The sequence below is a fragment of the Pseudoruegeria sp. HB172150 genome (assembly GCF_013184805.1).
Taxonomy (GTDB): domain Bacteria; phylum Pseudomonadota; class Alphaproteobacteria; order Rhodobacterales; family Rhodobacteraceae; genus Psychromarinibacter.
On sequence record NZ_JAATNG010000001.1, the window covers coordinates 706,430 to 733,074 of the forward strand.

Genomic DNA, 26,645 nt, shown 5'->3' on the forward strand with positions numbered 1-26,645 from the left:
GAACAGATCCGACGTGTCGCCATAAGATGCGCGGTTCGTGAGGCAGAAGGCGGTGGTGGTGTCGGGCAGGGCATCCCGGAATGTTGTCGTGTTGATGGGCGGACTCTCTGCCGAGAGAGAGGTTTCGCTGTCGACCGGGCGCGAATGCGCCGAGGCGCTTCGGAGCGAAGGCTTCGATGTGACCGAGCTTGATGCCGGGCACGATCTTGCCTTTCGCCTGACGGAGCTGTCCCCCGACGTTGTCTTCAACGCCCTGCATGGCCGCTGGGGCGAGGATGGCTGTGTTCAGGGCATGCTGGAATGGCTTCAGATCCCCTACACACACAGCGGTGTGCTGGCCTCGGCCTTGGCTCTGGACAAGGAGCGGACCAAGGCAATCTACCGCGCCAACGGTCTGCCGGTAGTCGAAAGCCTGCTGGCCGAAGCAGATGACGTGCGGAAGAGCCATGTGATGGAGCCGCCCTACGTAGTGAAGCCCTATAACGAGGGCTCCAGCGTCGGCGTCTATATCGTGCAGGATGGCGCAAATACGCCGCCGCAGTTGAGCCGTGAGATGCCGGACGTTGTGATGGTCGAGCAGTATGCGCCGGGTCGCGAACTGACCACGACCGTGGTAGGCGATACCGCGCTGACGGTGACGGATATCATCACCGAGGGCTGGTACGACTATCACGCCAAGTACGATGTCGGCGGTTCTCGGCATGAACTGCCCGCGGATGTGCCGCAGGAGATTTTCGACGCCTGTCTCGACTATGCCGCGCGCGCCCATGTTGCTCTGGGATGCCGCAGCATCAGCCGTACCGATTTCCGCTGGGATGAGGGCAGGGGACTTGCCGGACTGATCCTGCTGGAGACCAATACCCAGCCCGGCATGACCCCAACATCGCTTGCACCCGAACAGGCGGCCCATTGCGGCATGAGCTTTGGCAAGCTCTGCCGCCAACTTGTCGAGGAGGCCTCGTGCAACAGGTAACGCTCCCCCGCCGCCGCGACCCGGCGCCGTCGAGATGGGCCTTTCGCCTGCATCGCTGGTGGCTGACGCCGTCGGTGCGCCGGTTCCTGCGCCTCGGTCTGCCGCTTTCGGTGGCGGCGCTGGCGCTGGTCTGGGTGTTCTCGCAGCCGGCAAATCGTAACGCCATCACCGACATGGTGACCGAGATCCGCCGCTCCATCGCGGAGCGGCCGGAATTCATGGTCAAGATCATGGCCATCGATGGTGCTTCGGGCGAGCTGTCCGAGGATATCCGCGAGGTTCTGCCGCTGGATTTCCCGGTTTCCTCGTTCGACCTGGACCTCGTGGCAATGCAGAAAACCGTGGCGCAGCTCGACGCGGTTGCGTCGGTCGATCTGCGGGTGCGTCCGGGCGGCGTTCTGCAGGTTGACGTGACCGAGCGCGTTCCAGCAATCGTCTGGCGGGCCGAGGGGATGCTGGAATTGCTGGATGCCGATGGGCGCCGTGTTTCGGCGCTCGACGCTCGGGGTGATCGTGCCGACTTGCCGCTGATCGCAGGCATTGGTGCTGACCTGCAGGTGCGCGAAGCGTTGGAGCTGTTCGCCGCCAGCACCCAGATTGACGACCGTCTGCGCGGAATTGTGCGGATGGGGGAGCGGCGCTGGGACGTGGTGCTTGACCGTGGTCAGCGCATCCTGCTGCCCGAGACAGAGCCGGTCACGGCGCTGGAGCGGGTGATGGCGCTGGACGAGGCGCAAGATCTGCTCGCCCGCGACCTTGCTGTCGTAGACATGCGCAATCCGACCCGTCCGACGCTGCGCCTGAACCCGAATGCCGTGGAAGAACTGCACAAGATAAAAGGCATAGAGCTGGGAGATATCCTTCAATGACCGACCTCTACCATTCCCAGCGTGCGATGCGGGCCATGCGGAAAGCCGCGCTGCAACGCGGGGTTATCGCGATCCTCGATATCGGGACGTCCAAGATCGCCTGCCTCGTGCTGAGGTTCGACGGTCCGGAGCAGTATCGCGAGACCGATGGGGTCGGTTCGCTGGCCGGTCAGTCCGCGTTTCGCGTGATCGGAGCCGCAACCACCCGCTCGCGCGGTGTGCGCTTTGGCGAAATCACGGCAATGAACGAGACCGAGCGGGCGATCCGTACAGCGGTGCAGGCGGCGCAGAAGATGGCAAATGTCCGCGTGGACCATGTCATTGCGTCTTTCTCCGGCGCGAAACCCCGCAGCTACGGCCTTGCCGGCGCGATCGAACTGCATGACAGCACTGTGGGCGAACAGGACGTGGCCCGCGTGCTTGCCTCCTGCGACGTGCCTGATTTCGGCGAGACCCGCCACGTGGTCCATGCGCAGCCGGTGAACTTCGCTCTGGATCACCGCTCCGGTCTTGGCGATCCGCGTGGACAGATCGGCAACCGTCTGGCTTGCGACATGCACGTGCTGACCATCGAGGGCGATGCGGTGCAGAACCTGCTTTACTGCATCAAGCGCTGCGACATGGAACTGGCCGGCATCGCGTCGTCCGCCTACACCTCTGGTATTTCGAGCCTCGTAGAAGACGAGCAGGAGCTGGGGGCCGCCTGCATCGACATGGGCGGCGGGTCGACCAGCATCTCGATCTTCATGAAGAAGCACATGATCTATGCCGACAGCGTGCGGCTGGGCGGGGCGCATATCACGCAGGATATCTCCAAAGGGCTGCAGGTCTCGCTGGCTACGGCCGAGCGGATCAAGACGGTCTTCGGCGGTCTTGTGGCCACCGGAATGGACGACCGCGAGCGGATCGAGATCGGTGGCGATACCGGCGACTGGGAACATGACCGACGAACGGTTAGCCGCTCGGAACTCATTGGAATCATGCGCCCGCGGGTGGAGGAGATTCTGGAAGAGGTGCGCGAGCGGCTTGATGCCGCGGGATTCGAACATCTGCCCTCGCAGCAGGTCGTGCTGACCGGTGGCGGGTCACAAATTCCGGGACTCGACGGGCTGGCACCGAAAATTCTCGGCAATCAGGTGCGCATCGGCCGCCCGCTCCGGGTTCAGGGTTTACCTCAGGCTGCAACCGGTGCAGCCTTTGCCTCGTGTGTGGGGCTTTCACTCTTCGCGGCGCATCCGCAGGACGAGTGGTGGGATTTCGAAATGCCGATCGAACGCTATCCGGCGCGCTCGCTGCGCCGTGCCGTGAAATGGTTCAAGGATAACTGGTGACCACTATATATCGTTGCACCGGCAATATCGCGCTGAAAGACGCAAAAAGTCCTCGACATTTTGTGTCTAATCGGCGTTTTTTTCGTGACCTTCCCCGGTGGAATCAGTAAGGTTGCGGGTAATGAGGCGGACCGGGGGGTCAACCCGGGGCAAAAAGACAGACAGGCGGACCAACAACGATGACATTGAATTTGCAAATGCCCGAACGTGAAGACCTGAAGCCCCGCATTACCGTATTTGGCGTCGGCGGGGCCGGCGGCAACGCCGTCAACAACATGATCGAGAAAGAGCTGGAGGGCGTGGAGTTCGTGGTTGCGAACACCGACGCGCAGGCGCTGGCGCAAAGCCATGCGCCCGCCCGCATCCAGATCGGAGTGAAGGTCACCGAGGGCCTTGGCGCAGGTGCCCGCCCGTCCGTCGGCGCGGCCGCAGCCGAAGAAACGATCGAGGAGATCGTGGATCACCTCGCTGGCGCACACATGTGCTTCATCACCGCCGGGATGGGCGGCGGCACCGGGACGGGCGCCGCGCCGATCATCGCGCAGGCGGCCCGCGAACTGGGCGTTCTGACTGTCGGCGTCGTGACCAAGCCGTTCCAGTTCGAGGGCGCCAAGCGGATGCGCCAGGCAGAGGATGGCGTCGAGAACCTGCAGAAGATGGTCGACACGCTGATCATCATCCCGAACCAGAACCTGTTCCGCCTCGCCAACGAGAAGACGACCTTTACCGAGGCGTTCTCCATGGCAGACGACGTTCTGTATCAAGGTGTTAAGGGCGTTACCGACCTGATGGTCCGCCCGGGCCTGATCAACCTCGACTTTGCTGACGTCCGCGCTGTTATGGACGAAATGGGCAAGGCGATGATGGGCACCGGCGAAGCCACCGGCGAGGATCGTGCGATCCAGGCCGCCGAGAAGGCGATCGCCAACCCGCTGCTGGACGAGATCAGCCTGAAAGGCGCGAAGGGCGTGCTGATCAACATCACCGGCGGTCACGATCTGACCCTGTTCGAACTGGACGAAGCCGCCAACCGTATCCGCGAGGAAGTGGACGCAGACGCGAACATCATCGTCGGTTCGACGCTGGACGACAGCATGGAAGGCGCGATGCGCGTTTCGGTCGTTGCCACCGGTATCGACGCCAGCGAAGCGACCGAGGTTCCGGTGCCGCGCCGCCGCCTGGCGGAGCCGCTGCACAGCGCACAGGAAGTCGAAGAAAAGTTCGAGGCCGACTATGCCTCTGCCGCGCATGTCGCCGCCGAGGAGCAGCATGTTCCGGTGGCCGCGGAACTGCGCGCCGAGGAACAGCCACCGCTGTTCGACAGCCTCGAGGAAGAACAGGTCGAGGAGCCCTCGAGCAACATCTTTGCGCAGGACGATCTGCCGCCGCCGGCTTACCGGCCCGAACCGAAGCCCGTCGAAGCCACGGCTCCCGAAGCTACGCCCGAGGCTTTTGTCGCGCCAAAGGCGGGATCGCCTTCTCCGGAGGTGCTGGCTCGTCTGCAGAGTGCGGTGCAAAAGGCACCCCGTACTCGCCCTGCCGCCGTCGTCAACGAGGAGGAGCCGGCCGAGAAATCGCGCTTTGGGATCAACTCGCTGATCGGGCGGATGACCGGCCACGCGGCCGAGGCGCACCCCCAGAGAGCGCCCCATCCGGTCCGCCGCCAGCCCCCGGTGACCGCGCCTGAAGAAGAGCTGGAGATGGATCCGGACCAGGAGCGGATCGAGATTCCGGCTTTCCTGCGACGCCAGGCAAACTGAATCAGCGGTCACAAGAATGCTTGTCAAAGGACCGGCCCCGGCCGGTCTTTTGCTTTTTATTCAAAGGCTTCACAACTGAACCGATCAGTTTAGGCGGGAAGTTGCGCAGCCCGAAGCCGCATGTTTCAGAGCGTTGCAAAGAGTGAATTGAGGAAACCTTACCCAGCCTTTAACGCCACTTTTGCCGGCTTATCTCTCTGTCCGGAATATGGGTGAGAAGAACCAGTGCAGACAACGATCAAGAGTCCCGTCAGTTTCTCCGGCACCGGCCTGCATAGCGGCACGGATGTCCGGCTGACCATTTTGCCCGCCTCGGCGGAGTCGGGAATATGGTTTCGCCGCACCGATGTCACCGATAGCGATCCGCTGATCCCGGCTCGCTGGGACGCGGTTGAGGCTGCGCCGCTTTGCACTCGGCTGGTCAACCACGCAGATGTATCCGTTTCCACGGTCGAGCATCTGATGGCCGCTTTGGCCGGGTGTGGTGTGCACAACGCTCTGATCGAGATCGACGGCCCCGAAGTGCCGATCCTCGATGGATCATCCGCGCCTTTCGTCGCCGGCATCGTCGCCAAAGGCGTCCGCCGCCTGCGTGCTCCGCTGCGGGCGCTGAAGGTTCTGGAACGCGTTGAAGTCCGGAAGGGCGACGCCGTTGCCCGTCTGGATCCGGCCGACTCGCTGGAACTCGATTTCCTCATCGATTTCGAAGACGCCGCAATCGGCCGTCAGGAACGCCGCCTGCATATGGCGAATGGCGCCTTCGTGCACGAGCTATGCGATGCTCGTACCTTCTGCCGTCTGTCGGATGTTGAATTGATGCAGGCCAATGGTCTCGCTCTTGGCGGCAAGCCGGGAGAGAACGCCGTAGTCTTCAACGGCGACGAGATCCTGTGCCCTGGCGGCCTGCGCTATGAAGATGAGCCGGTGCGCCACAAGATGCTCGACGCGCTTGGCGACCTGTCGCTTGCGACCTGGCCGATCCTTGGCCGCTATACCGGGATTCGCGCCGGTCATGCGCTGACCAACCAGCTACTGCGGGCGTTGTTCGCTCAGCCGCAGGCGTATCGGGTCGTGCCCTGCAGCGCCGACACCGTTGCGAAATTGCCCGGTGCCGGCATCAACCGCGCCGATCTTGCGGGCCTTCCGCACGCGGCGTGACCCGTTCCCATCACGGCAACTTCCCAGCGCCAAAGGGGCTTTTGGCCCGGATGCGATCTGTGCTAGGAACTTCCCAAAGTGGGGGTCTGCCTTGGCGCGGACCGATAAACTTCGGATAGGGTAGGCCTTTGACGATACGGGCAAAGTCGCGAACAGGTGCCATTGCGGTTACCGTGGCGCTGGTCCTGCTGGCTGCATGCGGCCGCGGTCGGAACGACACCCCGGTCGAGAACCAGAGCGCCGAGGAGATCTATCGCCGCGCCGAGTACCAGCTGGAAGTGGATCGCGCCGACGACGCCGCCGAACTGTTCGGAGAGGTGGAGAGGCTGTATCCCTATTCCGAGCTCGCTAAACGGGCGCTGATCATGCAGGCCTATTCCTTTCACCAGGACAAGGATTATCCGCAGGCCCGTGTCTCCGCGCAGCGTTATCTCGATTTCTACCCGGCGGACGAGGACGCCGCCTATGCGCAGTATCTGCTGGCGCTGTCCTATTACGACCAGATCGACGAAGTCGGTCGCGACCAGGGCCTGACCTTCCAGGCGTTGCAGGCGCTGCGTGCTGTCATCGAGACCTATCCCGACAGCGAATACGCCGACTCGGCGATCCTGAAATTCGACCTCGCCTTCAACCACCTCGCCGCGAAAGAGATGGAGATCGGTCGTTTCTACCACCGGCGCGGCAACTATGCCGCAGGCATAAACCGTTTCCGGGTCGTCGTAGAGGACTTCCAGACCACCACGCATACCGCGGAAGCGCTATACCGGTTGGTAGAGGCTTACCTGGCGCTCGGTCTTTACCGCGAGGCGCAGACCGCGGGCGCCATCCTCGGCTACAACTATCAGTCGACCGATTGGTACAGCGACGCCTACACGCTTCTGACCGGCAAGGGCTTGCGGCTGGAAGCTTCGGGCGACAGCTGGCTGAACCAGATTTACCGCCAGATGGTGCGGGGCGAATGGCTCTGATCCCGTCCGGCCGCCCTTCCGGGGCGAATCTCACCGCAGGGTAAACCGTCATGCTGCGCAGTCTCGATATCCGGGACATGCTGATTATCGACCGGCTCGAGCTGGAATTTCAGCCGGGACTGAACGTGCTGACCGGCGAGACCGGAGCGGGAAAGTCGATACTGCTCGATGCCTTGGGATTCGTGCTGGGATGGCGCGGGCGTGCGGAGTTGGTGCGTTCCGGCGCCGAACAGGGCGAGGTGACAGCGGTGTTTGACCTGCCGGAGAGCCACGCCGCGCGCGAAGTGCTGCTGGAATCGGGACTGCCGGAAACCGGAGAACTGATCCTGCGCCGCGTCAATAGTGCAGACGGCCGGAAAACTGCCTTCGTCAACGACCGGCGCACCTCCGGCGATACCCTGCGCCGTCTGTCGGACGTGCTGGTGGAACTGCACGGGCAACAGGATGACCGTGGTTTGCTGAATATCCGCGGTCACCGCGCCCTGCTCGACGCTTTTGCCGGGGCCGAGGCCGCAATTGCGGCCTCGCGCACTGCATGGCGCGCCATGGGAGCGGCCCGCAAGGCGCTGGCGGAGGAGGAGACGGCGCTTGCCGCGATCCGGGAAGAGGAGGACTTCCTGCGCCATGCGGTGGCCGAGCTCGATGCGCTCGATCCGCAGCCGGGCGAGGAGGGCGAACTCGACCAGCGCCGCCGGTTGATTCAATCCTCAGCCCGCATACGAGAGGATATCGCCAAGGCACATGGCGCCTTGGGCTATGACGGCGCCGAGGGGCTGATCGCCAATGCGCTGCGCTGGCTGGAGGATGTGGCCGAGCATGCCGAGGGACGGCTCGACTCCCCGATCGCGGCGCTGTCCCGCGCGCTGACCGAGCTGGGCGAGGCGGAGCAGGGCGTCGGCGACTGCCTCGACGCGATGTCCTTCGACCTGGGCGACCTGGAACGCACCGAAGAACGCCTGTTCGCGATCCGCGGGCTGGCGCGCAAGCATGGGGTAGCTCCCGACGAGCTGGGTGATTTCGCCGGCAAGCTCCGTTCCCAGCTTGCCGCACTAGATGGCGGCGAGGCCGACCTGAAAGCGCTTCATGCGGCTCTGGCAGAGGCCGAGGTCGCCTATGACACTGCTGCTCAGGCGCTGACCGCAATCCGCACCAAGGCCGCCGCGCGGCTCGACAAGGCAATGGCGAAGGAGCTCGCACCGCTGAAAATGGAGCGGGCCAGTTTCCGGACCGACATCGCCGGCGCCGAGCCCGGTCCCGAAGGCCGCGATGCGGTCGCCTTCACCGTCGCAACCAATCCCGGTGCGCCCGCCGGGCCGCTGAACAAGATCGCGTCGGGCGGCGAGCTCAGCCGCTTCCTGCTGGCACTCAAGGTCTGCCTGACCGGCACTGGCTCGGGTGTGACGCTGATCTTCGACGAGATCGACCGCGGCGTCGGCGGCGCCACTGCCGACGCCGTGGGCCGCCGCCTCGCGGCGCTGGCCGAGGCGGGGCAAGTGTTGGTCGTTACCCATTCTCCGCAGGTCGCGGCGCGTGGGCAGCATCACTGGCAGGTGGCCAAGCGAGTCGCCAATGGCGCTACCCTGTCAGAAGTCACGCCGCTGACCAGCAGCGACCGCGTCGACGAGATTGCCCGAATGCTCGCCGGGGACACCATCACCGACGAGGCGCGCGGCGCCGCCCGCGCGCTGCTGGACGGCTAGGGACAGTCCGGTCCCTTCTTCTGGCCGAAAATATCCCGGGGGAGTCGCCGGAGGCGGCGGGGGCAGAGCCCCCAGCGGCGGTTGTCATATCGCGATATGCCCGACGTCATATCCCGAAGACCAGCCGCACGCCGGACCAGATCAGCCGCAGTGACAGCACCGTCAGGATCGCGTTAAGTGCCAGCTTGAACCGCTTCTCGTTGATCCGCGCCAGCATGTGCTTGCCCAGCCATGTTCCGACGAAACCCGCCACGATCAGCGCGGCAATGAACCCGGCCCATTCGGAAAAGGCGAAGCCGAGGAACCCGAACATCAGCGATTTCAGCCCGTGCTGCAGCGTCATCAGCACCGCCTGCGTCGCCACGTGGGAATGCCGCTCAAGGTCCTGTGCTTTGACATAAGCCGCCACGAAGGGTCCTGTTCCGCCGATGAACATGGTCAGAAAGCTGGAGAATGCGCCCGCCACCGGCCCGGATCGCTTGAAGATGCCTGGCGTTTTGCCAAACACCGTCCACAGGATGAACGCGCCCACGGCGATCTGCAGCCAGCCCGGGTCGAGCTGCACCACGGTCATCCCGCCGACGGCGACGCCAATGACGGAACCGATCGCGAAGGGCCAGAACAGCTCCCACCGCATGTAGCGCAGGAACAGGACCGAGCGTCCCGCGTTCGAGCCTAGTTGCACCACGCCGTGCACAGGGATTATCGCCAGCGGTGGCAATAGCGATGCCAGCACCGCCAGCATCACGCCGCCACCGCCGATACCAAAGGCGGCCGTGATGAAGGATGCGGCGCAGCTGGTCAGAAGCAGCGCCACGACCACCGGCCAGTCCAGCCCCGCGGTGATAAGGTCGATCATCCCGTCCCCTCCGTCGCTGCTTGCTTAGCGCCAGCAGCGGGCGGGGGAAAGGCCGTCACGCAAGGCCGAGCGAGTCGGTCAGCGTCAGTGCGGTGATCCCGCCATCGACGGTGATGTTCTGGCCGCGGATCCAGCCGCTTTCCGGCGAGGCGAGGAACCGGATCAGCGCCGCGATCTCCTGCGGGGATCCCGCCCGGCCGATCAGTTTCAGGGACGAATCCGCCCGATCTCCAAGCGCCAGTTTGAAATCCTCGAGGATCGGCGTGTCGACGGCAGACGGGCTGACGCAGTTCGCGCGCTGGCCACGCGCCATCAGCCGCCCGGTCTGTATCGCGGTCCAGACCACGACGAATTCTTTCGACAGGCAATAGGCTCGGAGCGGGTCGATGTTCCGTTCCGCGATGAAGTCCGGCAGTGCCTCCGGCCCATCCAGTGCCATCAGCGCCTTCACCTCGTCGATGTTCTCGCGCCAGTGCTCGCCGGCCCGCGACGCGGTCGAGACGATGGCGGCGCCCGGCGCCAGCTTGCCATCCAGCGCCTCGGCCATCGCGCGGAGGCCGAAAACGTTCACGCGCAGGACATCCTCGGCATTGCCGTCGCGCGGCGGCAGTCCGGCGTTCAGGATCAGCGCGTCGAATGGGCCCTCGACGCCCGCGGCCGCGGTGGCCACCGCCTCCATGTCGCCGATATCGACCATTTGCCAGGTGTCCACACCGCCCGGTTGCGCGATGTCGAAAGCGGTGATCCTGTGGCCGTCTGCCGCCAGCACCTCCACCACTGCGGCTCCGATCCCCGACGCCGCCCCCGTAATCGCTACATGCATGATTAGCCTCCCTTTTCCTGCAACAGACTGGCGGGATTCCACACCGAAGGCCAGCCCCGGATGACGCGGGTTTGAACAGGTTCCGCTTGACCGCCCGGCACACCGTAGCCCAGCATTCCTGTCCATGAAGCGTCTATGCGCGATATTGCTTTTCCTGGTGCTGCCTGGGCTGGCCCCGGCGCAGGGCAACTATGCGGCAGAGTACGAGGCGTTGCTTTCTGCGCTCGCTGTAGCCGAGACGCCTGCCGAGGCAGACGGGCTGGTGCCGCAGATCTGGAATCATTGGCTGACCGCCCCCGACCCGGTGGCACAGGAGGCGCTTGACACCGCATTGGAACACCGCCGGGCGTATGATTTCCTCGGTGCTCTGTCGCATCTCGACCGGCTGGTCGAGACATATCCCGATTATGCCGAGGGCTGGAATCAGCGCGCGACGATCTATTTCCTGACCGGGAATTTCGAGAAGTCGCTGGCCGATGTGGACGAGGTGCTGAAGCGCGAGCCCCGGCATTTCGGCGCGCTGGCCGGACGGGCGATGATCTACTACCAGCAGGGCCGCGTGCCGCTGGCGCAGATCGCTGTGCGCGAGGCGCTGAAGTTCCATCCGTTCCTGGCGGAGCGTGCGATCCTGGACGTGCCGGCCGGGGAAGACCTCTAGGGTTTCTGATCGCTTGGGCGATCCGACCGACGCCGGGTGGACTTCGTCCCCCCCAAACCCCCCTAGGATATTTTCCGCCAGAAGAAGGAGCCGGATCAGTCGTGGCTCATTTGCATGTCCGCAACGGCCAGGGCCGAACCAGCTTCGAGATATGCGCGCAGCCGGGCGGGCCCCCGTCTTTGCAGGCCGATCCGAAGCTCTGTGTTCATTGTCAGTGGTGCCATGAACCGGGCTTTCAACGTGGCAAGCGGCGCGCCAAGCATCACTTCCGACGAGGGTTGAATCATCGACAGCAGCAACAGGCCGGGCACGACGGGTGCGGAGAGGCCGAGGCGTGGGGCCAGTTCCGCGTCGCGGTGGATGGGGTTCGGGTCGCTTGATAGTGCGAGGTAGCGGTCGGTCAGCTCTTGGGAAATGGCGAATGGTCCGAACCAGGTGACGTCCTTCAGCATCTCCGCGCGGAAGGGCGCGGGCGCTGCCGCGATCAGATCCGCGATCTTCACCCGGCGCAGTGCGGTGCCGAGTTTCGCCACCTCGGCGCCGTCACGGCAGAGCGTGAAGCGGTGGTCGGTCAGGTCTCCGCGTGATGTGGTCTCGGCCCGTGCCGTCAGGGCTGTGTCGAGAGGCAGGAGGGCCGGACAGTCCACGCTCTGGTAGTCGTGGATCAGCATCTCTTCCGGGCCAGTCTCCGGCAGCGCAAGATGCGCGTTCACCTCCGGTTCCGCGAAAAGCAGGACGGTGGCGAACCAGGGCAGGGCGGCGGGTGCCCGCCCAGTGATCTGGCCGACCAATGCCGCCAATTCTTCCGCACACGCGGCAGGCAGGCCGCGCGGCAGTTCCAGCTCCGCGCCCATTACAGACGTCCGGCGGCGCCGAGGATCAGCGAGGCGTTGATACCACCGAAGGCAAAGGAATTGCTGAGCACGTAATCCTGTTCGAAGTCCTGCGCGCTGCCATGCACCGGCGTAAAACCTATGGCCGGGTCCATTTCGTTGAAGTTCAGCGAGGGCGGCGCGGTCCTGGACCGCAGCGCCTCCAGTGCGATGATCGTCTCCAGCGCTCCGGCCGCCCCAAGTGCGTGACCGTGGATGGGCTTGGTGGAGGACACAGCGAGCCCGTCGAAGACGTCGCCGAAGACCGCGCGCATCGCCTGCGTCTCGGAGACGTCGTTGGCGATGGTTCCGGTGCCATGCGCGTTGACATAGCCGATCTCGCGCGCGCCGATCCCGGCCTCTGCCAGCGCCCGGCGCATCGCCGACGCGGCACCTTCCGGGTCGGGGCGCAGCAGGTCGCCCGCATCCGAGGTGGTGCCATAGCCTACGATCTCCGCCAGCGGTTCGGCGCCGCGTGCCTCTGCCGCCTCAAGCGTCTCGACGATCAGGATGCCCGCGCCTTCGCCCAGCATCATGCCGTTGCGGTCGCGCGAGAACGGGCGGCATTGGTCGGGCGTCAGCACCCGCAGCGCCTCCCAGGCCCGGAACACGCCGGGGACCACGCAGGCCTCGGTCCCGCCGGTGATGCAGCGGGTCATGGCGCCAGCCCGGATCAGCTGAAATGCCAGGCCGATGGACTGGCTGGCCGAGGAACAGGCGGTGGAGTTGCAGTAAAGCGGCCCGCGTGCACCGTAGGTCATCGAGATCCACGAAGCGGCGGCGTTGGTCATGATCTTCGGCACCGCCATCGCGTCCATCCGCGTCAGCCCGGCGCCGTAAGTGTGGGCGGCGAATTTCAGGTAGTTCTCATCCAGCGTATCGGCGCCGCCGAAGCCGGAACCGACGATCACGCCGCAGGCGCCGCCGAAATCGGCCTCGTTCAGCCCCGCCTGCGCCACGGCTTCAGCCGCTGCGATCAGGGCGAAACCGGTCACTCGGTCCTGCATCCTTGGTTTCACGGTGTCGCCGGCATTCGCCTCGTAAAACTCGGCTGAAATTGCGGCCGCCCGCGTCACGCGCTGCTCGGCGATGGCGGAGAACAGCACCTCGCGCGCCGCCGACACCCCGTCGCGCGCCGCGTCCCAAAGGGATGCGACCCCCGCGCCGCAGGGCGAGAACGCCCCGGCGCCGGTGATGACCACACGGGGCAGGCTCATGCTTCGGATTTTTCCCGGATCTTCTTCGATGCCACGGTCAGCAGGTCCTGCACCGTCTGCAGATCGGCGACCTCGTTATCGACCGAGATGTAGACACCGTACTTCTCCTCGATCGCCATCAGGATCATTATGAAATCCGCAGAGGCGATGTTCAGGTCCGCCAGGTTTGCCTCCCGGTCCAGCGCCGCGCGCTCGATCATGCCCTCTTCGGCGACCAGATCCAGCAGGTCATCCTCGAGCGTTTCGCTGGCGGCGTCGTTGCGCATCGGCGCTCCCTGGGCAATAAGGTCCGGCGCCATTAGTCAGGCAAAGCAGGGGGGATTGCAACAAGGATGACCCGGGTTGCGCAGGGGAAAACGGCCGTGATCGCGCGGTCTCTCTGCTTCCATCTTGCCTCGGCACTGGCGACACTGGTCTTCCTGCCCGCCTATGTGCTGGTGCTGGTGCCGGTACGCATCGGCTGGCCGGTTCTGGCCGCCTATATCCGCCTGCAACTGTGGCTCCTGCGGATGATCTGCGGTCAACGCGTCGAGGTGACTGGGGTCGAAAACCTGCCCGCGGGCCCCTGCCTTCTCGCCGCCCGGCACGAGTCGATGTGGGAGACGATGTTTCTGCCGCTCCACTTCCACAACCCTGCCGTCCTGCTGAAGCAGGAGATCCTGCGCTACCCCCTCGCCGGTCCCATCGCGCGGCGGCTCGGCCATATCGGCATCGACCGCTCCGGCGATCTGGAGGCGGCGCGCGCCAGCTTCACCGGAGCGAAACAGGCCGCCTCCGACGGCCGCTCGATCCTGATCTTTCCGTCGGGCACCCGCGATCCGGCACTGCGCGATCGTCTGCAATCGGGCGTCGCGGTGCTTTACCGCCAACTCGGCCTGCCCTGTGTTCCGGTCACGCACAATTCGGGCCGGTTCTGGCCGCACCGGTCCTGGCTGCGGCACGCCGGTACCATAAGGGTAGAGATCCGGCCGCCGATCCCGGCCGGGCTGAAGACGAAGGAGTTCATCGACCGCCTCGCCGCCGGCCTCAGCCGGGACGGATAAGACGCCCTACATCCCCTTGCATTCCGGCACCGGCGTCACCGCCTTGCCGGTCTGCTTGAAGGTCACCAGGTTCTTTACCGCCAGATCGCCCATTGCGGCGCGGGTTTCGACCGTGGCGCTGCCCACATGCGGCAGCAACAGCACGTTTTCCATCGGCAGCAGGGCCTCTGGCACGTGCGGTTCATCCTCGAACACGTCGAGCGCCGCGGCGCCGAGCTTGCCTTCCTTCAGCACTTCGACCAGCGCCGCCTCGTCCACGACAGAGCCGCGGCCCACGTTGATCAGCGTGCCCTCCGGACCCAGCGCCTCCATCACCTGACGATTGACGATGTGATAGGTCGACGCGCCGCCGGGGGCGATGACGATCATGTAGTCGCAGGCCGCAGCCATATCCGTCAAGTCGCCGTAATACTTGTAGGAAACGTCCTTGGGCGAGCGGCTGTGATAGACCATCTCGACGCCGAAGACCGCCAGCTTCTCGGCGATGGTCTGGCCGATCCGGCCCATGCCCAGAAAGCCCACGGTCGTCCCGCGGATCGAGCGCGACAGGGGGGCGTCACCCTCGCTCTCCCACCGGCCGTCCAGCAGGTATTTCGCGTCCTGCAGAAGGTTCCGGGCGGAGGCGAGCAGCATCAGGACGGTGGTGTTCGCCACCTCGTCATCCAGCACCTCGGGGGTGTGGGTCACGACGATGCCACGCTCGACGGCGGCCCCGGTGTCGATGCTGTCATAGCCGACGCCGAAGTTGGAAATGACCTTCAGCTTCGGCATACGGTCCATCACCTCTGCGGTGACATCGCCATGATACATCGCCAGCAGGTATTCGACCCGGTCGCCATGCGCATCCAGTACGTCGTCCACGTCGTAGATCGCCGTCAGCAGTTCGAACGCCTCATCCAGAGGCGCGCGCATGCGCTCGGTCGGCTCGCCGAGCATCAGCATTACCGGTTTGGTCATGTATCCGCCTTCACCGTCTGGCGCTGTTCGCCAAGGCCCTTGATGCCCAGCTCCATCACGTCGCCTTCCTTCAGGTAGACCGGGTCCGGCTTCATGCCCAGCCCGACGCCCGGCGGTGTGCCGGTGGAAATCACGTCGCCCGGATGCAGGGTGAAAAGCTGCGACAGGTGGGCGATGATCTGCGCCACGGTGAAGATCATGGTCTTCGTGTTTCCGGTCTGCATCCGCTTGCCGTTCACGTCGAGCCACATGTCGAGGTTCTGGACATCTTCGACTTCGTCCTTGGTGACCAGCCAGGGCCCGGTCGGGCCGAAGGTGTCGCAGGATTTGCCCTTGGTCCACTGGCCCGAGATCTTCGCCTGGAAATGCCGCTCGGACACGTCGTTCAGCGTGCAGTAGCCGGCGACGTAGTCCAGCGCGTCCTCTTCGCTGACGTATTTGCATTTGGTGCCGATCACGACGCCCAACTCCACCTCCCAGTCGGTGCTGGTCGAGCCGCGCGGCATCACCACGTCGTCGTTCGGGCCAACGATGGCGGAGTTTGCCTTCATGAACAGGATCGGGTGCTCGGGCGGCTCGGCGCCGGTCTCGGCGGCGTGATCGGAATAGTTCAGGCCGATGCACATGAACTTGCCGATCTCGCCGACGCAGGGGCCGAAACGCGGAGAGGTCTGCACGAGGGACAGCGTGTTGACATCGATCTCGCGCAGCCGGTCGAGTCCGGCTGCGCCCAGCGTGGCGCCCGCGATGTCATGGACATGCGGCGACAGGTCCCGAAGCTTTCCGTCGGCGTCGATCAGGCCGGGCTTTTCCTTGCCCGGTTCACCGTAGCGGCAAAGTTTCATGCGTCCTCTCCTTCAATGCGTGCGACAGCCACCGGGGCAGACCCTCGCAAGGAATCCGCTCCGGCGCCAGCCGTGATGTGGTCAGTGATTGTCGCGCGGCGTGAATTTGCGCGCGATTTCCTTGTATTCGTCCGCGCCGCGCAGAGTCATGCCCTTCGAGAACGGCTCGACACGTTCGCGGAAGATCTCCTGCCAGGGCGACTGGCTGAGCGGCGCATAGCTGTGCCCGTTCAGCGCCTTGCGCCGCGCGGCCAGTTCCTCGTCGCTGACCTGCATGTCGGCGGTGCAGGCCTTCAGGTCGATGCGGATCACGTCGCCGGTCTTCACAAGCGCCAGCCCGCCGCCATCTGCCGCTTCCGGCGAAGCGTTCAGAATCGAGGGCGAACCGGAGGTTCCCGACTGCCGTCCGTCGCCGACGCATGGCAGGGCATGGATGCCCTGCTTTAGCAGGTAGGAGGGCGGGCGCATGTTCACCACCTCGGCACCGCCGGGGTATCCGATTGGTCCGGCGCCGCGCATGATCAGGATGGAATGCGCATCGATCTCGAGGATCGGATCGTCGATCCGCTTGTGGAAATCCTCGGGCCCGTCGAAGACCACGGCCTTGCCCTCGAAGGCCATCGGATGATCGGGGTCCTCAAGGTACCGCTCGCGGAACTCCTTGGTGATGACGCTGGTCTTCATGATTGCGCTGTCGAAAAGGTTGCCCTTCAGGTTCAGGAACCCGGCATCCTTCAGCATCGGTTCGGCGACGGTCTTGATCACCTCGATATTCTCGCTGCGCCGTTCGGCGCAGTTCTCGGCCATGGTCTTGCCGTTGACGGTCAGCGCGTCGGGGTGCGGCAGTAGCCCGGCTTCCAGCAGTTCGCCAACCACCGCCGGCACACCGCCGGCACGATGGTAGTCCTCGCCCAGGTACTCGCCCGCGGGCTGCAGGTTCACCAGCAGCGGGATCTTGTAGCCGATGCGCTGCCAGTCGTCATTCTCCAGCGGCACGCCCAGGTGCCGCGCAACGCCGTTCAGGTGGATCGGGGCGTTTGTCGAACCGCCGATGGCCGAGTTGACGACAATGGCGTTCTCGAACGCCTCGCGGGTCATGATCCTGTTCGGTGTCAGATCCTCGTGGACCATCTCGACGATGCGCTTGCCGGTGTCATAGGCCATCTGGCCGCGTTCGCGATAGGGCGCGGGGATGGCGGCGGAGCCGGGCAGTTGCATGCCAAGCGCCTCGGCCAGCGAGTTCATCGTGCTGGCCGTACCCATAGTGTTGCAGAAGCCGGTCGAGGGGGCCGAGGAGGCCACCAGTTCCATGAACTGGTCGTCGTCGATCTCACCCGCTGCCAGCAGTTCCCGCGCCTTCCAGACGATGGTGCCAGACCCGGTGCGCTGCCCGCGGAACCAGCCGTTCAGCATCGGCCCGACGGACAGGGCGATTGCTGGGATGCCCACGGTTGCACAGGCCATCAGCAGGGCCGGCGTGGTCTTGTCGCAGCCGATGTTCAGCACGACACCGTCAATCGGGTAACCGAAGAGCGACTCCACAAGGCTGAGATAGGCGAGGTTCCGGTCCAGCGAGGCGGTTGGCCGCTTGCCGGTCTCCTGGATCGGATGCACCGGGATTTCCATCGTCGTGCCGCCCGACGCGGCGATACCGTCGCGCACCCGTTTCGACAGTTCGATATGGTGCCGGTTGCAGGGGGAAAGGTCGCTGCCGGTCTGAGCGATACCGATGATCGGCTTGTCGCCCTGCAGTTCCTCGCGCGTCAGCCCGTAGTTCAGGTAACGCTCGAGATACAGCGCAGTCATCTCGCGATCGTCGGGGTTGTTGAACCATTTCCGCGAACGGAGCTTGGGTTTGTCACTCATTGCCTGTCTCTCCGGATCAGATCGACCAGCCGCCGTCGATGGCGTAGGCTTGGCCGGTAACGAAAGCACTTTCGTCGCTGGCAAGGTAAACCACAAGCGACGCAATCTCTTCTGGCTGCGCGAGCCGCCCCATCGGTTGCCGCGCGACAAAGGCGGCCATGGCGGATTCGTAATCGCCGGTCGCCCGCAGCCTGTCATGCAGCGAGGGGCTTTCCACCGTGCCGGGGCAGATCGCATTGCAGCGGATGTTCTGGGTCACGTAATCGGCAGCAACCGACTTGGTCAGCCCGACCACCGCGGCCTTCGATGCGCCGTAGACGCAGCGGTTCGGCACGCCCTTCAGCGAAGAGGCGAGCGACGCCATGTTCACGATGGAGCCCTTGCCGCCCTCCAGCATTCCCGGCAGCACCGCGCGGATCGTGCGGAACATCGCTTTTGCGTTGAGCGCGAAGGCGAAATCCCAATCCTCGTCGGTCGCTTCCTGGATCGTGCCGTTGTGGACGTATCCGGCGCAGTTGAACAGGATGTCCGGCTGCGCCCGTGCCGCGCCCTCGGCGACCGAGGCATCGTCCAACACATCCAGCCGGAACGCCTCGATATTCGGATGGTTCAACCCTTCGAGCGCCGCTTCGTTCACATCGGTCGCGAAAACCTTTGCTCCGGCATCGGCCATCGCGATCGCGGATGCGCGCCCGATGCCCTGACCGGCGGCGGTCACCAATGCCCGCCTGGCCCCAAGCCGTTCTGTCGTCATGCATTCCTCCCAAAATGCGCGCTGACGCAGCCGTGCTTACCGTCCGTTATCCGTTAGCGCGTATCAGGCCTATTGCATAGTTTCGGAAAAAGCTAGGGTCGCGGGTGGGAGAGTTGCGGAAGGAGGAGACGCAAGCGCATGAAACGCGTCCTTATAATCGGTGGCGGCGGCATGATCGGCCAGAAACTGGCCCATCATCTGAGCGCCCGGGGTCTGAACGGCGACACCGACATTGAAGTCACCCTGTTCGACATGGTGTTTCCGAAGGGCGGTGCCCCGGCGGCCAACCGTATCACCGGGCACCTCGCTGATACTGACGCCGTGGGGCAGTTGCTGGAGGCGCGGTATGACGTGATCTTCCACCTTGCCGCTGTCGTGTCCGGCGAGGCGGAGGCGAATTTCCAGATCGGCTGGGAGGTGAACGGCGAGGCTGTGATCCATTTCGGCCGCAAGCTGGAAGAGGAACATCGCAAATCCAAGGGCGCCTATGTGCCCAGCCTGGTCTTCACGTCGTCCATTGCGGTCTTCGGGCCGCCCTTCCCCGACAAGATTCCCGACAATCAGCCGCTGACGCCGCAGACGTCCTATGGCGCACAGAAGGTCTGCGCCGAGATGATCGTTAACGACATGGGGCGGCGCGGCATCGCTCGCGCGGTGGCGATCCGGCTGCCGACCGTGGTCGTCCGGCCCGGCCGGCCCAACATGGCCGCGTCCTCATTCTTCTCCGGCATCATTCGAGAGCCGCTGAACGGGCAGGAAGCCATCCTTCCGGTTTCCGACGATGTGCGGCACTGGCATGCCAGCCCGCGGGCGGCGGTGCGGTTCCTGTGCCAGGCAGCGGGCCTTGACCCGGCGCTGCTGGGCGACAACAGGGCGCTTACCATGCCCGGCGTCAGCTGCACGGTTGCCGAGCAGATCGAGGCGCTGCGCAATCTCGCGGGTGACAAGACGGTGGCGCTGATCAAGCGGGAGCCGAACGAGACGATTCAGCGGATCGTCGCCGGCTGGCCCCGGAACTTCGATCCGCAGCGGGCGAAGGCGCTTGGTTTCGAGGCGGAGACGAATTTCGACGAGATTATCCGGGTCTATATCGAGGACGAGCTGGACCGCTGATCCCGCGCGACCGGGGAACTCTTTCGCATAGTGGCCCGCGGAGTTGCAGGCGCAAGGCTTTGCCTCGCGTTTAAACCCGGGATCGGTCGGGCGATATGCCCAATAATGCGGCGGCGTTATCCATCAATGCGCCGTTGCGTCACGTCATTCGGGTTCCGTTCCGTCATCCCTTGTCAGGTCTGGCACCGAACCACATCCTGTCGCGAACGCACGCGTTTTTGGGGAGGAAACTTCGTGCACCCGCATGGATCCTCCCCAAGATGCCATCGTATTGGAGACGGGACCATGCAATCCAAGCAGACAAGCCGACTGCCATCCGCGCTGCGGGGCCTCCGCATCCCGGCCGTTGCCGCGCCGATGTTTATTGTATCGGGGCCGGAGCTTGTGATCGCCCAGTGCAAGGCTGGGATCGTCGGCAGTTTTCCGGCCCTTAACGCGCGAGAGGCCGAAGGCGAGCCGTCGATGCTCGAAACCTGGTTAAAGCAGATCACAGAGGCTCTCGACGCCCACAACCAGGCGCATCCGGATAGCCCGGCCGCGCCGTTTGCAGTAAACCAGATCGTACATCGGTCGAATACACGTCTGCAGCGGGACATCGAAATCTGTCACAAATGGAACGTTCCGATCTGGATCACCTCGCTCGGTGCCCGGCCCGAGGTCAATGCCGCGGCGCATGACTGCGGCGGCGTTGTTCTGCACGACATCATCAACAATACCTTCGCGAAGAAGGCGATCGAGAAGGGCGCGGACGGGCTGATTGCCGTGGCCGCGGGGGCCGGCGGCCACGCAGGGCCGCAATCGCCGTTCGCTCTGGTTCGTGAGATCCGGGAATGGTTCGACGGACCTTTGCTGTTGTCCGGGTCAATCGCCACGGGCGAAGCACTGCTCGCCGCGCGTGCGCTGGGGGCCGACCTTGGCTATATCGGATCGCCCTTCATCGCGACGAAGGAGGCGAACGCGCTGCCAGCCTACAAGCAGGCGATCGTGGACTATGGTGCGGAGGACATCATGTATTCCTCCTACTTCACGGGAGTTGCAGGGAATTACCTGAAACCATCGGTGCTGGAGGCCGGTCTCGACCCCGACAATCTGCCCGAAAAGACGCCTGACGCGATGGACTTTGCCGCTGCCACCTCTGGCAAGGCGAAGGCGTGGAAGGATATCTGGGGGTCGGGCCAGGGTATCGGTGCTGTTAAAGCCGTTGTTCCCGTTGCGGCGCTGGTGGATCGCATCGCGGCAGAGTACCGCGCCGCCGGCAGCCGGCTTACCGCGGAATTCCTCTGAGGGACACGGCATAGCGAGGCGTGGCTCGGGATAAGTAGGTGGGAAACTTCAAGCGCCGCTTCAGAGGCGTCTTCTAACCTGCTGGTACATATGGCAGATTCGGTTTGGTTTTTGCTATTTCGCTCTGTGGAATAGTTGCCGCGCCTGCACGATCAGCGCCCCATTGCGCGGATTGTGAAAGCACGTATCGATCGGGGCCGTCATCGAGGATTGTCAGTCCGACGTGGGCCTATGTTGTCCTTGCCGAAGCAATTTTCTTGCGATCCCATATCTTTACGAGGCACCCTTCCAGGGTTTTTCAGAACGCCTTGAAGGTCAGTGTTGTCAGCGACCGCTCGATGCCGTCAATGTCCAGAAGCTCGTCATTGATGAATTTGCCTACATCGGCGCCCTCGGGAACGTAGAGCTTCAGCATCAGGTCGAACTCGCCGCTGGTCGAGTAAAGCTCGGAGTGGATTTCCTTCAGCACGATCTGCTCGGCCACCTTGTAGGTGGTGCCGGGCCGGCAGCGAAGCTGAATGAATACGCAGGTGGTCATCGGGGCACTCCTTTGGCCGGTCGAGCGGCAGAATGGCCGCGGTCGGCGGGGGAATCAATGGGCCGTCTTGGAATGGGTTCCGGCGCCGCCTATAAGCGGCCGGAACCAGACGGAGGCGCCTCATGCGCAAGGCCAGCATCAGCCGCAAGACGGCGGAGACCGCCATCTCGGTCGAGATCGATCTCGACGGGACCGGCGCCTATGACATGGCGACGGGGGTGGGGTTCTTCGACCACATGCTGGACCAGCTGGCGCGGCACTCGCTGATCGACATGACGGTCCGGGCGAAGGGCGACCTGCATATCGACGACCACCACACGGTGGAGGATACGGGGATCGCGATCGGGCAGGCTCTGGCGCAGGCGCTGGGGGACAAGAAGGGGATCCGGCGGTACGGATCGTGCCTGCTGCCGATGGATGACGCCCTTGTCAGGGCGGCGCTGGACCTGAGCGGGCGGCCCTATCTGGTGTGGAATGTGGAGATGCCGGCCGCGAAGATCGGGACGTTCGATACCGAGCTGGTCCGGGAATTTTTCCAGGCGCTGTCGACCCATGGGGGGATCACCCTGCATGTGGATCAGATCCACGGGTTGAATGCCCACCACATCGCCGAGGCGGCGTTCAAAGCGGTGGCTCGGGCGCTGCGGGAGGCGGTGGAGACCGACCCCCGCAAGGCCGACGCGATCCCCTCGACCAAGGGGGCGCTGTAGGGCGTCCCCATGGGGACGGGGGGTCAAGTGCTTGATTTCAGGCGTGTTAGCGCTAACCTCGACTGAGGACGCAGCAGCAGCCATTCCGCGATCAGCAGGTTCGGTACCCAGCAGAGCCACGCCACGATCGGGTAGCCGGTTTCAAAGCCGAAGGCGGCGGCCAGAAGCGGCAGGTAGAGCCGGAGCGTGACCGCGGCGAAGGTCAGCGCGGCGGAGCGGATCATCCAGCGGCGGTGCTCGGCGATGCGGCGTGCCATTGCCAGCTGAATGCCGCGCGCGGTTGTCGCCAGCCAAAGCACGGCGAGCAATGCGAAGCCGGAGGCCGCGACCGGGCCGGCATTGGTGTTCAGCGCGATGAAGAAACCGCCGGTGCCGGAGAACAGGATTGCCATGCCGTAGCCACGGCCGAGCCAGCGGTGGACCGCCGGACGCCGGTTGCGAAGACCCGCCCAGAACTGGAACGGCATCAGCGCCAGTGCAACCGGCGCGAAGAAGATGTGGACGTAAAGCGCCACCGGTTTCTTGAACACGTGGTGGAACATCGGTGGCATCGACAGTTCGACGCCAAGCGCCAGCCAGCGCCAGGAGGCCAGCGCGATGGCGAGGGAAAGGAACCAGAACAGAAAAGTGCGGATACGGGGCAGGGCGGACATCGGCAGCTCCAGATAAAAACTTGACAGTGGAAAGTTGAAACTTGACGCTGTAAAGATCATGAAATCTTGACGCTGTCAAGATGGCTGGTAATCTGCCGGCACATGGACGCTGACCTGCAGAAAAAACCTCATCATCACGGCAACTTGCGCGAGGCGCTGGTGCTTGCCGGCCTGCAACTGCTGGAAGAAGGCGGGCCCGATGCGCTGACCCTGCGCAAATGCGCGGCGCTGGCCGGCGTGTCGCACGCGGCGCCCGCACATCATTTCGACGGGCTTCACGGGCTGAAATGGGCGCTGGCGGAGGAAGGGTTCCGACGGTTCCGCAATTACATGGTCGATGCCGAGGTGACGGGCGAGCAGACGCCGCGCGGACGGATGAAAAGCATCTGCCGCGGATACCTGCATTTCGCCCGCGACAACCGCGCCCTGTTCCAGCTGATCTTCGGGTTCGATGCCAAGGATGTTCCGGTGCGGCCGACGCGGGATGTCGGCTCTTTCGGCTACGAACCTCTGCGCCGCTGCTGCGCGCCCTTCATTCCCGACGACGTTCCGCGCGAAGTGATCGAGGCGCAGGTCTGGTCGCTGATCCACGGCTTTACCACGCTGTTCCTCGCCGGGCGGTTCTGGGCACTGGAGGATGCGCCCGAGGACGGCGCCTTCGATCAGGTCATGGCGCTGCTGGACCGTGTCGGCACCGCGCCCGAAAGCCTTGGAAATCCCGGCGATCCGTCGTAACAGCCGGACCGGACTTCAAGGGATCCAGAATGCTCACCGCGATCATCGATTACGATTCCGGCAACCTGCACTCGGCCGAAAAGGCGTTTCAGCGCATGGCGGCAGAGGCGGGCGCGGGCGAGGTCATCGTGACCTCGAAACCCGAGGATGTCGCGCGTGCCGACCGGATCGTCCTGCCCGGCGACGGCGCCTTTCCCGCCTGCCGCCGCGCTCTGTTCGCGGTGGACGGCGTGGCTCAGGCGATGGAAGAGGCGGTGCTGGAAAAGGGCCGGCCCTTCATGGGGATCTGCATCGGCATGCAGATGCTGGCGACGGCAGGCCACGAATACGAGAAAGTACCGGGCCTGAACTGGATCGGCGGCGACGTGGTCGAGATCGAGCCGCACGATCCGGCGATGAAGGTGCCGCATATGGGCTGGAACGACCTGGTGATCGACCGGCCGCACGCGGTGCTGGACGGGATCGAAACCGGCGACCATGCCTATTTCGTCCATTCCTACCACTTCCGCGTGGCCGATCCGGCGCATCTGCTGGCGCATTGCGATTACGGCGAAGCGGTCACTGCCATCGTCGGCCGCGACAACATCGTCGGCACCCAGTTTCACCCGGAAAAGAGCCAGTCCGCCGGGTTGCGGCTGATCGAGAACTTCCTGACCTGGGCGCCCTGACGCCGGCTACTGCTGCCGGCGCCAGACGCCGCCTTCGCGGCAGATGCCCAGAACGCAGCCCGAAACCGACAGGTTGTCGCCGGACAGGATCAGCTTGGAATTGTAGGTCTTGTCACGGTCTGGCGCGTAGACCTTACCGCGATATTCGCCGCCGCCCTTTGGCACCGTATCCCAGATGATACGGCGGCCGACCTGCGGCGACTGAACCTCCTTGCCGGCGGGATCAAAGGCGCGGGTCAGCGTCCCGCACAGGCCGCCGCCGCAGGGCGTTACCTCGATCATGCCGGAATTGCCGTTATCGTCCGGCGCGGTCAGCCAGTTGCCTTCCAGCGGGTCGGCCAGTGCAGGCACCGATACGAGGGCGGCCAGCATGGCCGCCATTGCCAGTCGTTTCATGGATGTCCTCCCAGTCGTCGGGCGCAGTCTGCGGCAGCGGGGCACGGCGGCGCAAGACTGACGTAGCGCGCGGGAGGCGCGGGGCTATTCCACCCGGGTCCAGGCTTGCGTCTTGCAGAGGCCGATCGAGTTGCAGGCCCGAAGGTTCAGCCTGCTTCCGGTCGCTTGAAGCGTGACCGGAAAGGAACTGCCGATGATCGGTACATAGACGGTGCCGTTGCCCGTTGCGCCCTGCGCCGCGACATCCCACAGGATCCGGCGGCCGACATTCGGCGTCGTCACGGGATTGCCGCTGCTGTCATAGGCGCTGATCACCGTTCCGCACAGGGTTTGTCCGCAGGGCGTGATCTGTACATGGCCGACCTGATCCTTGCGGTCGGGTTCGGTCTGCCAGATGCCGGTCAGGCTGCCAGCCTGCGCCGGGGCGACGGCGAAGCCGATCAGAGTTGCGGCAAGAGCGACAGTCTTGTTCATTGTCTTTCTCCCCATTTTCCGTTTCTGCCGCACAGGCCGGACAGGCGCGCCATCCGCGGGCGACGTTGCGTCAGGAGTTAGCGCATTTGCGGTGAAGGCCAAATCGGGCGGAGAAACGAATTCGTGAGCAGAGGCGCGCCCTTGGCAACCCGCATCCGGCGTGGCAAAGACCCCGCGCAGTGCAAGGAGGCCGCACCATGATCCTGTTTCCCGCCATCGACCTGAAGGACGGCCAGTGCGTGCGCCTGCTGCGCGGCGAAATGGACGCGGCTACCGTGTTCAACGACGATCCGGCCGCGCAGGCGCTGGCGTTCCAGGAGGCGGGTTGTGAATGGCTGCACCTTGTCGACCTGAACGGCGCCTTTGCCGGAGAGCCGGTGAACGGAGCGGCTGTCGAGGCGATCCTGGCGGCGGTGTCGGTGCCGGCACAGCTGGGTGGCGGCATCCGCGACCTGGCGACCATCGAGATGTGGCTGGACAAGGGGTTGCAGCGGGTGATCCTTGGCACGGCGGCGGTGGAGAACCCGGAGCTGGTGCGCGAGGCGGCGGCGGCGTTTCCGGGGCACGTCGCGGTGGGGATCGATGCGCGGGGCGGCCGGGTGGCGACCAAGGGCTGGGCCGAGGAGACCGACGTGGAGGTGGTGGACCTGGCGAAGCGGTTCGAGGATGTCGGCGTGTCGGCGATCATCTACACCGATATCGACCGGGACGGCGCGATGGGCGGCCCGAACGTCGAGGCGACGGCGGCGCTGGCGCGGGCGGTGCGGGTGCCGGTGATCGCCTCTGGCGGGGTGTCGTCGATCGACGACCTGAAGGCGCTGCGCGACAGCGGCGCGCCTTTGCATGGCGCGATCTCTGGCCGGGCGCTTTACGACGGTGCGATTGACCTGCAGGAGGCGCTGCGCATAATGCGGGCCTGATCCCCTCAGGCCGGAGCGCGCGGTGCGGAACGTCCATCTTTTCAATTCGATACGCGGTGCGGCCGCGATGGTGGCCTGAGCCGTGCTGGTTGGCGTTATGGAACTGGTGGCGGGGATCGTCCTGCTGGTCGTGGCGATCCGGGGCGGGGTGGCGCGGTTCCGGCTGATGTCGGTCATTGCGCGCTGGTGCCTTGGCGCGATGGGCGTCGTGCTGATTGCGGCGGCGGTCGTGTCGGCGCCCTACAGCCTGGGCTACTGCTCCGGCGGGCTGGACGCTCCGGCGGAATGTTCGGGCGTGGAGAGCGAGACGGCGAGCCTGCTGGCCGCGCTGACGTTGCTGGCGACGCTGGTGGCGGGGTATGCGGCGGCGGCGCTGGCGGTGGTGGCGCTGCTGGCGGAAACGGTGATGCGGATGCTCCGCAGGGCCGGCCCGTCGCGGCCCTGACGCGCTGGCGTTCCGCGGAGATCCGGACTAACAGGACGCGAACCGCGCGAGGGACC

General features: G+C 64.8%; 29 protein-coding genes. 16 read left to right on the forward strand and 13 right to left on the reverse strand.

Annotation, left to right across the window (positions count from 1 at the left end; genetic code table 11):
- Window positions 1–94: 94 nt before the first annotated feature.
- The 7 genes from HCO70_RS03400 to recN all read left to right on the forward strand — a co-directional run bounded on the left by HCO70_RS03400 (window position 95) and on the right by recN (window position 8,759).
- Window positions 95–973 carry a D-alanine--D-alanine ligase gene (locus HCO70_RS03400; RefSeq protein WP_216665354.1) on the forward strand — a complete coding sequence of 293 codons (879 nt, stop codon included), beginning with the start codon at window positions 95–97 and terminating at the stop codon, window positions 971–973.
- Entirely contained in the window at window positions 961–1,842 is an 882-nt protein-coding gene (locus HCO70_RS03405; protein WP_172293083.1) for a cell division protein FtsQ/DivIB, read from the forward strand. The genes HCO70_RS03400 and HCO70_RS03405 overlap by 13 nt, the downstream gene beginning before the upstream one ends.
- A complete protein-coding gene (gene ftsA / locus HCO70_RS03410; protein ID WP_172293085.1) occupies window positions 1,839–3,173 on the forward strand; it encodes a cell division protein FtsA in 1,335 nt (444 codons plus the stop codon). Before HCO70_RS03405 ends, ftsA begins: the two co-directional genes overlap by 4 nt.
- A gap of 179 nt (window positions 3,174–3,352) precedes the next feature.
- Window positions 3,353–4,933, forward strand: a complete 1,581-nt coding sequence (ftsZ, locus tag HCO70_RS03415) for a cell division protein FtsZ (RefSeq protein WP_172293087.1) — start codon at window positions 3,353–3,355, stop codon at window positions 4,931–4,933.
- A 225-nt stretch (window positions 4,934–5,158) separates the two neighbouring features.
- On the forward strand, window positions 5,159–6,091 hold the full coding sequence (gene lpxC, locus HCO70_RS03420) for a UDP-3-O-acyl-N-acetylglucosamine deacetylase (RefSeq protein WP_172293089.1): 933 nt from the start codon (window positions 5,159–5,161) through the stop codon (window positions 6,089–6,091).
- Window positions 6,092–6,219: 128 nt separating this feature from the next.
- Window positions 6,220–7,059, forward strand: coding sequence for an outer membrane protein assembly factor BamD (locus HCO70_RS03425; RefSeq protein WP_216665243.1), 840 nt, complete (start codon window positions 6,220–6,222; stop codon window positions 7,057–7,059).
- Between the two features lie 50 nt (window positions 7,060–7,109).
- Window positions 7,110–8,759, forward strand: coding sequence for a DNA repair protein RecN (recN, locus tag HCO70_RS03430; protein ID WP_172293091.1), 1,650 nt, complete (start codon window positions 7,110–7,112; stop codon window positions 8,757–8,759).
- A 106-nt stretch (window positions 8,760–8,865) separates the two neighbouring features.
- Here the strand turns inward: recN and HCO70_RS03435 are convergent, their stop codons facing one another.
- Together HCO70_RS03435 and HCO70_RS03440 are read right to left on the reverse strand one after the other, a co-directional pair.
- On the reverse strand, window positions 8,866–9,618 hold the full coding sequence (locus tag HCO70_RS03435) for a sulfite exporter TauE/SafE family protein (RefSeq protein ID WP_172293094.1): 753 nt from the start codon (window positions 9,616–9,618) through the stop codon (window positions 8,866–8,868).
- A 55-nt stretch (window positions 9,619–9,673) separates the two neighbouring features.
- Window positions 9,674–10,441: an SDR family oxidoreductase gene (locus tag HCO70_RS03440; protein ID WP_172293096.1), complete on the reverse strand. Its 768-nt coding sequence runs from the start codon at window positions 10,439–10,441 to the stop codon at window positions 9,674–9,676.
- A gap of 124 nt (window positions 10,442–10,565) precedes the next feature.
- Here HCO70_RS03440 and HCO70_RS03445 point away from each other — a divergent pair, with 124 nt between their 5' ends.
- Window positions 10,566–11,099 (forward strand): tetratricopeptide repeat protein, encoded by a 534-nt coding sequence (locus HCO70_RS03445; protein WP_172293098.1) that lies wholly within the window; start codon window positions 10,566–10,568, stop codon window positions 11,097–11,099.
- A gap of 95 nt (window positions 11,100–11,194) precedes the next feature.
- On the opposite strand, the gene HCO70_RS03450 is transcribed toward HCO70_RS03445, so the two are convergent.
- Genes HCO70_RS03450 through HCO70_RS03460 form a run of 3 tightly spaced genes read right to left on the reverse strand, consistent with a single transcriptional unit; the run spans window position 11,195 to window position 13,454 of the window.
- Complete coding sequence (locus tag HCO70_RS03450; RefSeq protein WP_172293100.1) at window positions 11,195–11,953, reverse strand: MaoC family dehydratase; 759 nt, start codon at window positions 11,951–11,953, stop codon at window positions 11,195–11,197.
- Window positions 11,953–13,188, reverse strand: a complete 1,236-nt coding sequence (locus HCO70_RS03455; protein WP_172293101.1) for a beta-ketoacyl synthase — start codon at window positions 13,186–13,188, stop codon at window positions 11,953–11,955. The genes HCO70_RS03450 and HCO70_RS03455 overlap by 1 nt, the downstream gene beginning before the upstream one ends.
- A complete protein-coding gene (locus HCO70_RS03460) occupies window positions 13,185–13,454 on the reverse strand; it encodes an acyl carrier protein (RefSeq protein WP_172293103.1) in 270 nt (89 codons plus the stop codon). Before HCO70_RS03460 ends, HCO70_RS03455 begins: the two co-directional genes overlap by 4 nt.
- Window positions 13,455–13,550: 96 nt before the next feature.
- Between HCO70_RS03460 and HCO70_RS03465 the strand changes: the two genes are divergently transcribed.
- Window positions 13,551–14,231 carry a lysophospholipid acyltransferase family protein gene (locus HCO70_RS03465; protein WP_172293105.1) on the forward strand — a complete coding sequence of 227 codons (681 nt, stop codon included), beginning with the start codon at window positions 13,551–13,553 and terminating at the stop codon, window positions 14,229–14,231.
- A gap of 6 nt (window positions 14,232–14,237) precedes the next feature.
- Here HCO70_RS03465 and HCO70_RS03470 read toward each other — a convergent pair whose 3' ends face one another.
- The 4 genes from HCO70_RS03470 to HCO70_RS03485 form a co-directional block, all read right to left on the reverse strand.
- Window positions 14,238–15,188, reverse strand: coding sequence for a 2-hydroxyacid dehydrogenase (locus tag HCO70_RS03470; protein ID WP_172293107.1), 951 nt, complete (start codon window positions 15,186–15,188; stop codon window positions 14,238–14,240).
- Window positions 15,185–16,033, reverse strand: a complete 849-nt coding sequence (locus HCO70_RS03475) for a fumarylacetoacetate hydrolase family protein (RefSeq protein ID WP_172293109.1) — start codon at window positions 16,031–16,033, stop codon at window positions 15,185–15,187. Before HCO70_RS03475 ends, HCO70_RS03470 begins: the two co-directional genes overlap by 4 nt.
- An 81-nt stretch (window positions 16,034–16,114) precedes the next feature.
- Window positions 16,115–17,899 carry an IlvD/Edd family dehydratase gene (locus HCO70_RS03480; protein WP_172293112.1) on the reverse strand — a complete coding sequence of 595 codons (1,785 nt, stop codon included), beginning with the start codon at window positions 17,897–17,899 and terminating at the stop codon, window positions 16,115–16,117.
- 16 nt (window positions 17,900–17,915) lie between these two features.
- Entirely contained in the window at window positions 17,916–18,653 is a 738-nt protein-coding gene (locus HCO70_RS03485; protein WP_172293114.1) for an SDR family oxidoreductase, read from the reverse strand.
- 138 nt (window positions 18,654–18,791) lie between these two features.
- Here HCO70_RS03485 and denD point away from each other — a divergent pair, with 138 nt between their 5' ends.
- Both denD and HCO70_RS03495 read left to right on the forward strand, forming a co-directional pair.
- A complete protein-coding gene (gene denD, locus HCO70_RS03490) occupies window positions 18,792–19,766 on the forward strand; it encodes a D-erythronate dehydrogenase (RefSeq protein WP_172293116.1) in 975 nt (324 codons plus the stop codon).
- A gap of 285 nt (window positions 19,767–20,051) precedes the next feature.
- Window positions 20,052–21,050, forward strand: a complete 999-nt coding sequence (locus tag HCO70_RS03495) for a nitronate monooxygenase family protein (protein WP_172293118.1) — start codon at window positions 20,052–20,054, stop codon at window positions 21,048–21,050.
- 298 nt (window positions 21,051–21,348) lie between these two features.
- Here HCO70_RS03495 and HCO70_RS03500 read toward each other — a convergent pair whose 3' ends face one another.
- Entirely contained in the window at window positions 21,349–21,588 is a 240-nt protein-coding gene (locus HCO70_RS03500; RefSeq protein ID WP_172293120.1) for an Lrp/AsnC family transcriptional regulator, read from the reverse strand.
- Window positions 21,589–21,710: 122 nt separating this feature from the next.
- Here HCO70_RS03500 and hisB point away from each other — a divergent pair, with 122 nt between their 5' ends.
- Window positions 21,711–22,298: an imidazoleglycerol-phosphate dehydratase HisB gene (gene hisB, locus HCO70_RS03505; protein ID WP_172293122.1), complete on the forward strand. Its 588-nt coding sequence runs from the start codon at window positions 21,711–21,713 to the stop codon at window positions 22,296–22,298.
- 23 nt (window positions 22,299–22,321) lie between these two features.
- Here the strand turns inward: hisB and HCO70_RS03510 are convergent, their stop codons facing one another.
- The gene (locus HCO70_RS03510) at window positions 22,322–22,951 is read right to left on the reverse strand and encodes a DUF2306 domain-containing protein (RefSeq protein WP_172293124.1); all 630 of its coding nucleotides are present in this window, start codon (window positions 22,949–22,951) and stop codon (window positions 22,322–22,324) included.
- A gap of 102 nt (window positions 22,952–23,053) precedes the next feature.
- On the opposite strand from HCO70_RS03510, the gene HCO70_RS03515 reads away from it, so the two are divergent.
- Together HCO70_RS03515 and hisH are read left to right on the forward strand one after the other, a co-directional pair.
- A complete protein-coding gene (locus tag HCO70_RS03515; protein ID WP_172296114.1) occupies window positions 23,054–23,686 on the forward strand; it encodes a TetR/AcrR family transcriptional regulator in 633 nt (210 codons plus the stop codon).
- Between the two features lie 29 nt (window positions 23,687–23,715).
- On the forward strand, window positions 23,716–24,354 hold the full coding sequence (hisH, locus tag HCO70_RS03520; protein ID WP_172293126.1) for an imidazole glycerol phosphate synthase subunit HisH: 639 nt from the start codon (window positions 23,716–23,718) through the stop codon (window positions 24,352–24,354).
- Window positions 24,355–24,360: 6 nt separating this feature from the next.
- Here the strand turns inward: hisH and HCO70_RS03525 are convergent, their stop codons facing one another.
- Window positions 24,361–24,750, reverse strand: a complete 390-nt coding sequence (locus HCO70_RS03525; protein ID WP_172293128.1) for a DUF2147 domain-containing protein — start codon at window positions 24,748–24,750, stop codon at window positions 24,361–24,363.
- A gap of 84 nt (window positions 24,751–24,834) precedes the next feature.
- On the reverse strand, window positions 24,835–25,224 hold the full coding sequence (locus HCO70_RS03530) for a DUF2147 domain-containing protein (protein WP_172293130.1): 390 nt from the start codon (window positions 25,222–25,224) through the stop codon (window positions 24,835–24,837).
- A 197-nt stretch (window positions 25,225–25,421) separates the two neighbouring features.
- On the opposite strand from HCO70_RS03530, the gene hisA reads away from it, so the two are divergent.
- Together hisA and HCO70_RS03540 are read left to right on the forward strand one after the other, a co-directional pair.
- Window positions 25,422–26,144 (forward strand): 1-(5-phosphoribosyl)-5-[(5-phosphoribosylamino)methylideneamino]imidazole-4-carboxamide isomerase, encoded by a 723-nt coding sequence (hisA, locus tag HCO70_RS03535; protein ID WP_172293132.1) that lies wholly within the window; start codon window positions 25,422–25,424, stop codon window positions 26,142–26,144.
- Window positions 26,145–26,226: 82 nt separating this feature from the next.
- On the forward strand, window positions 26,227–26,589 hold the full coding sequence (locus tag HCO70_RS03540; RefSeq protein WP_172293134.1) for a hypothetical protein: 363 nt from the start codon (window positions 26,227–26,229) through the stop codon (window positions 26,587–26,589).
- Window positions 26,590–26,645 lie beyond the last annotated feature (56 nt).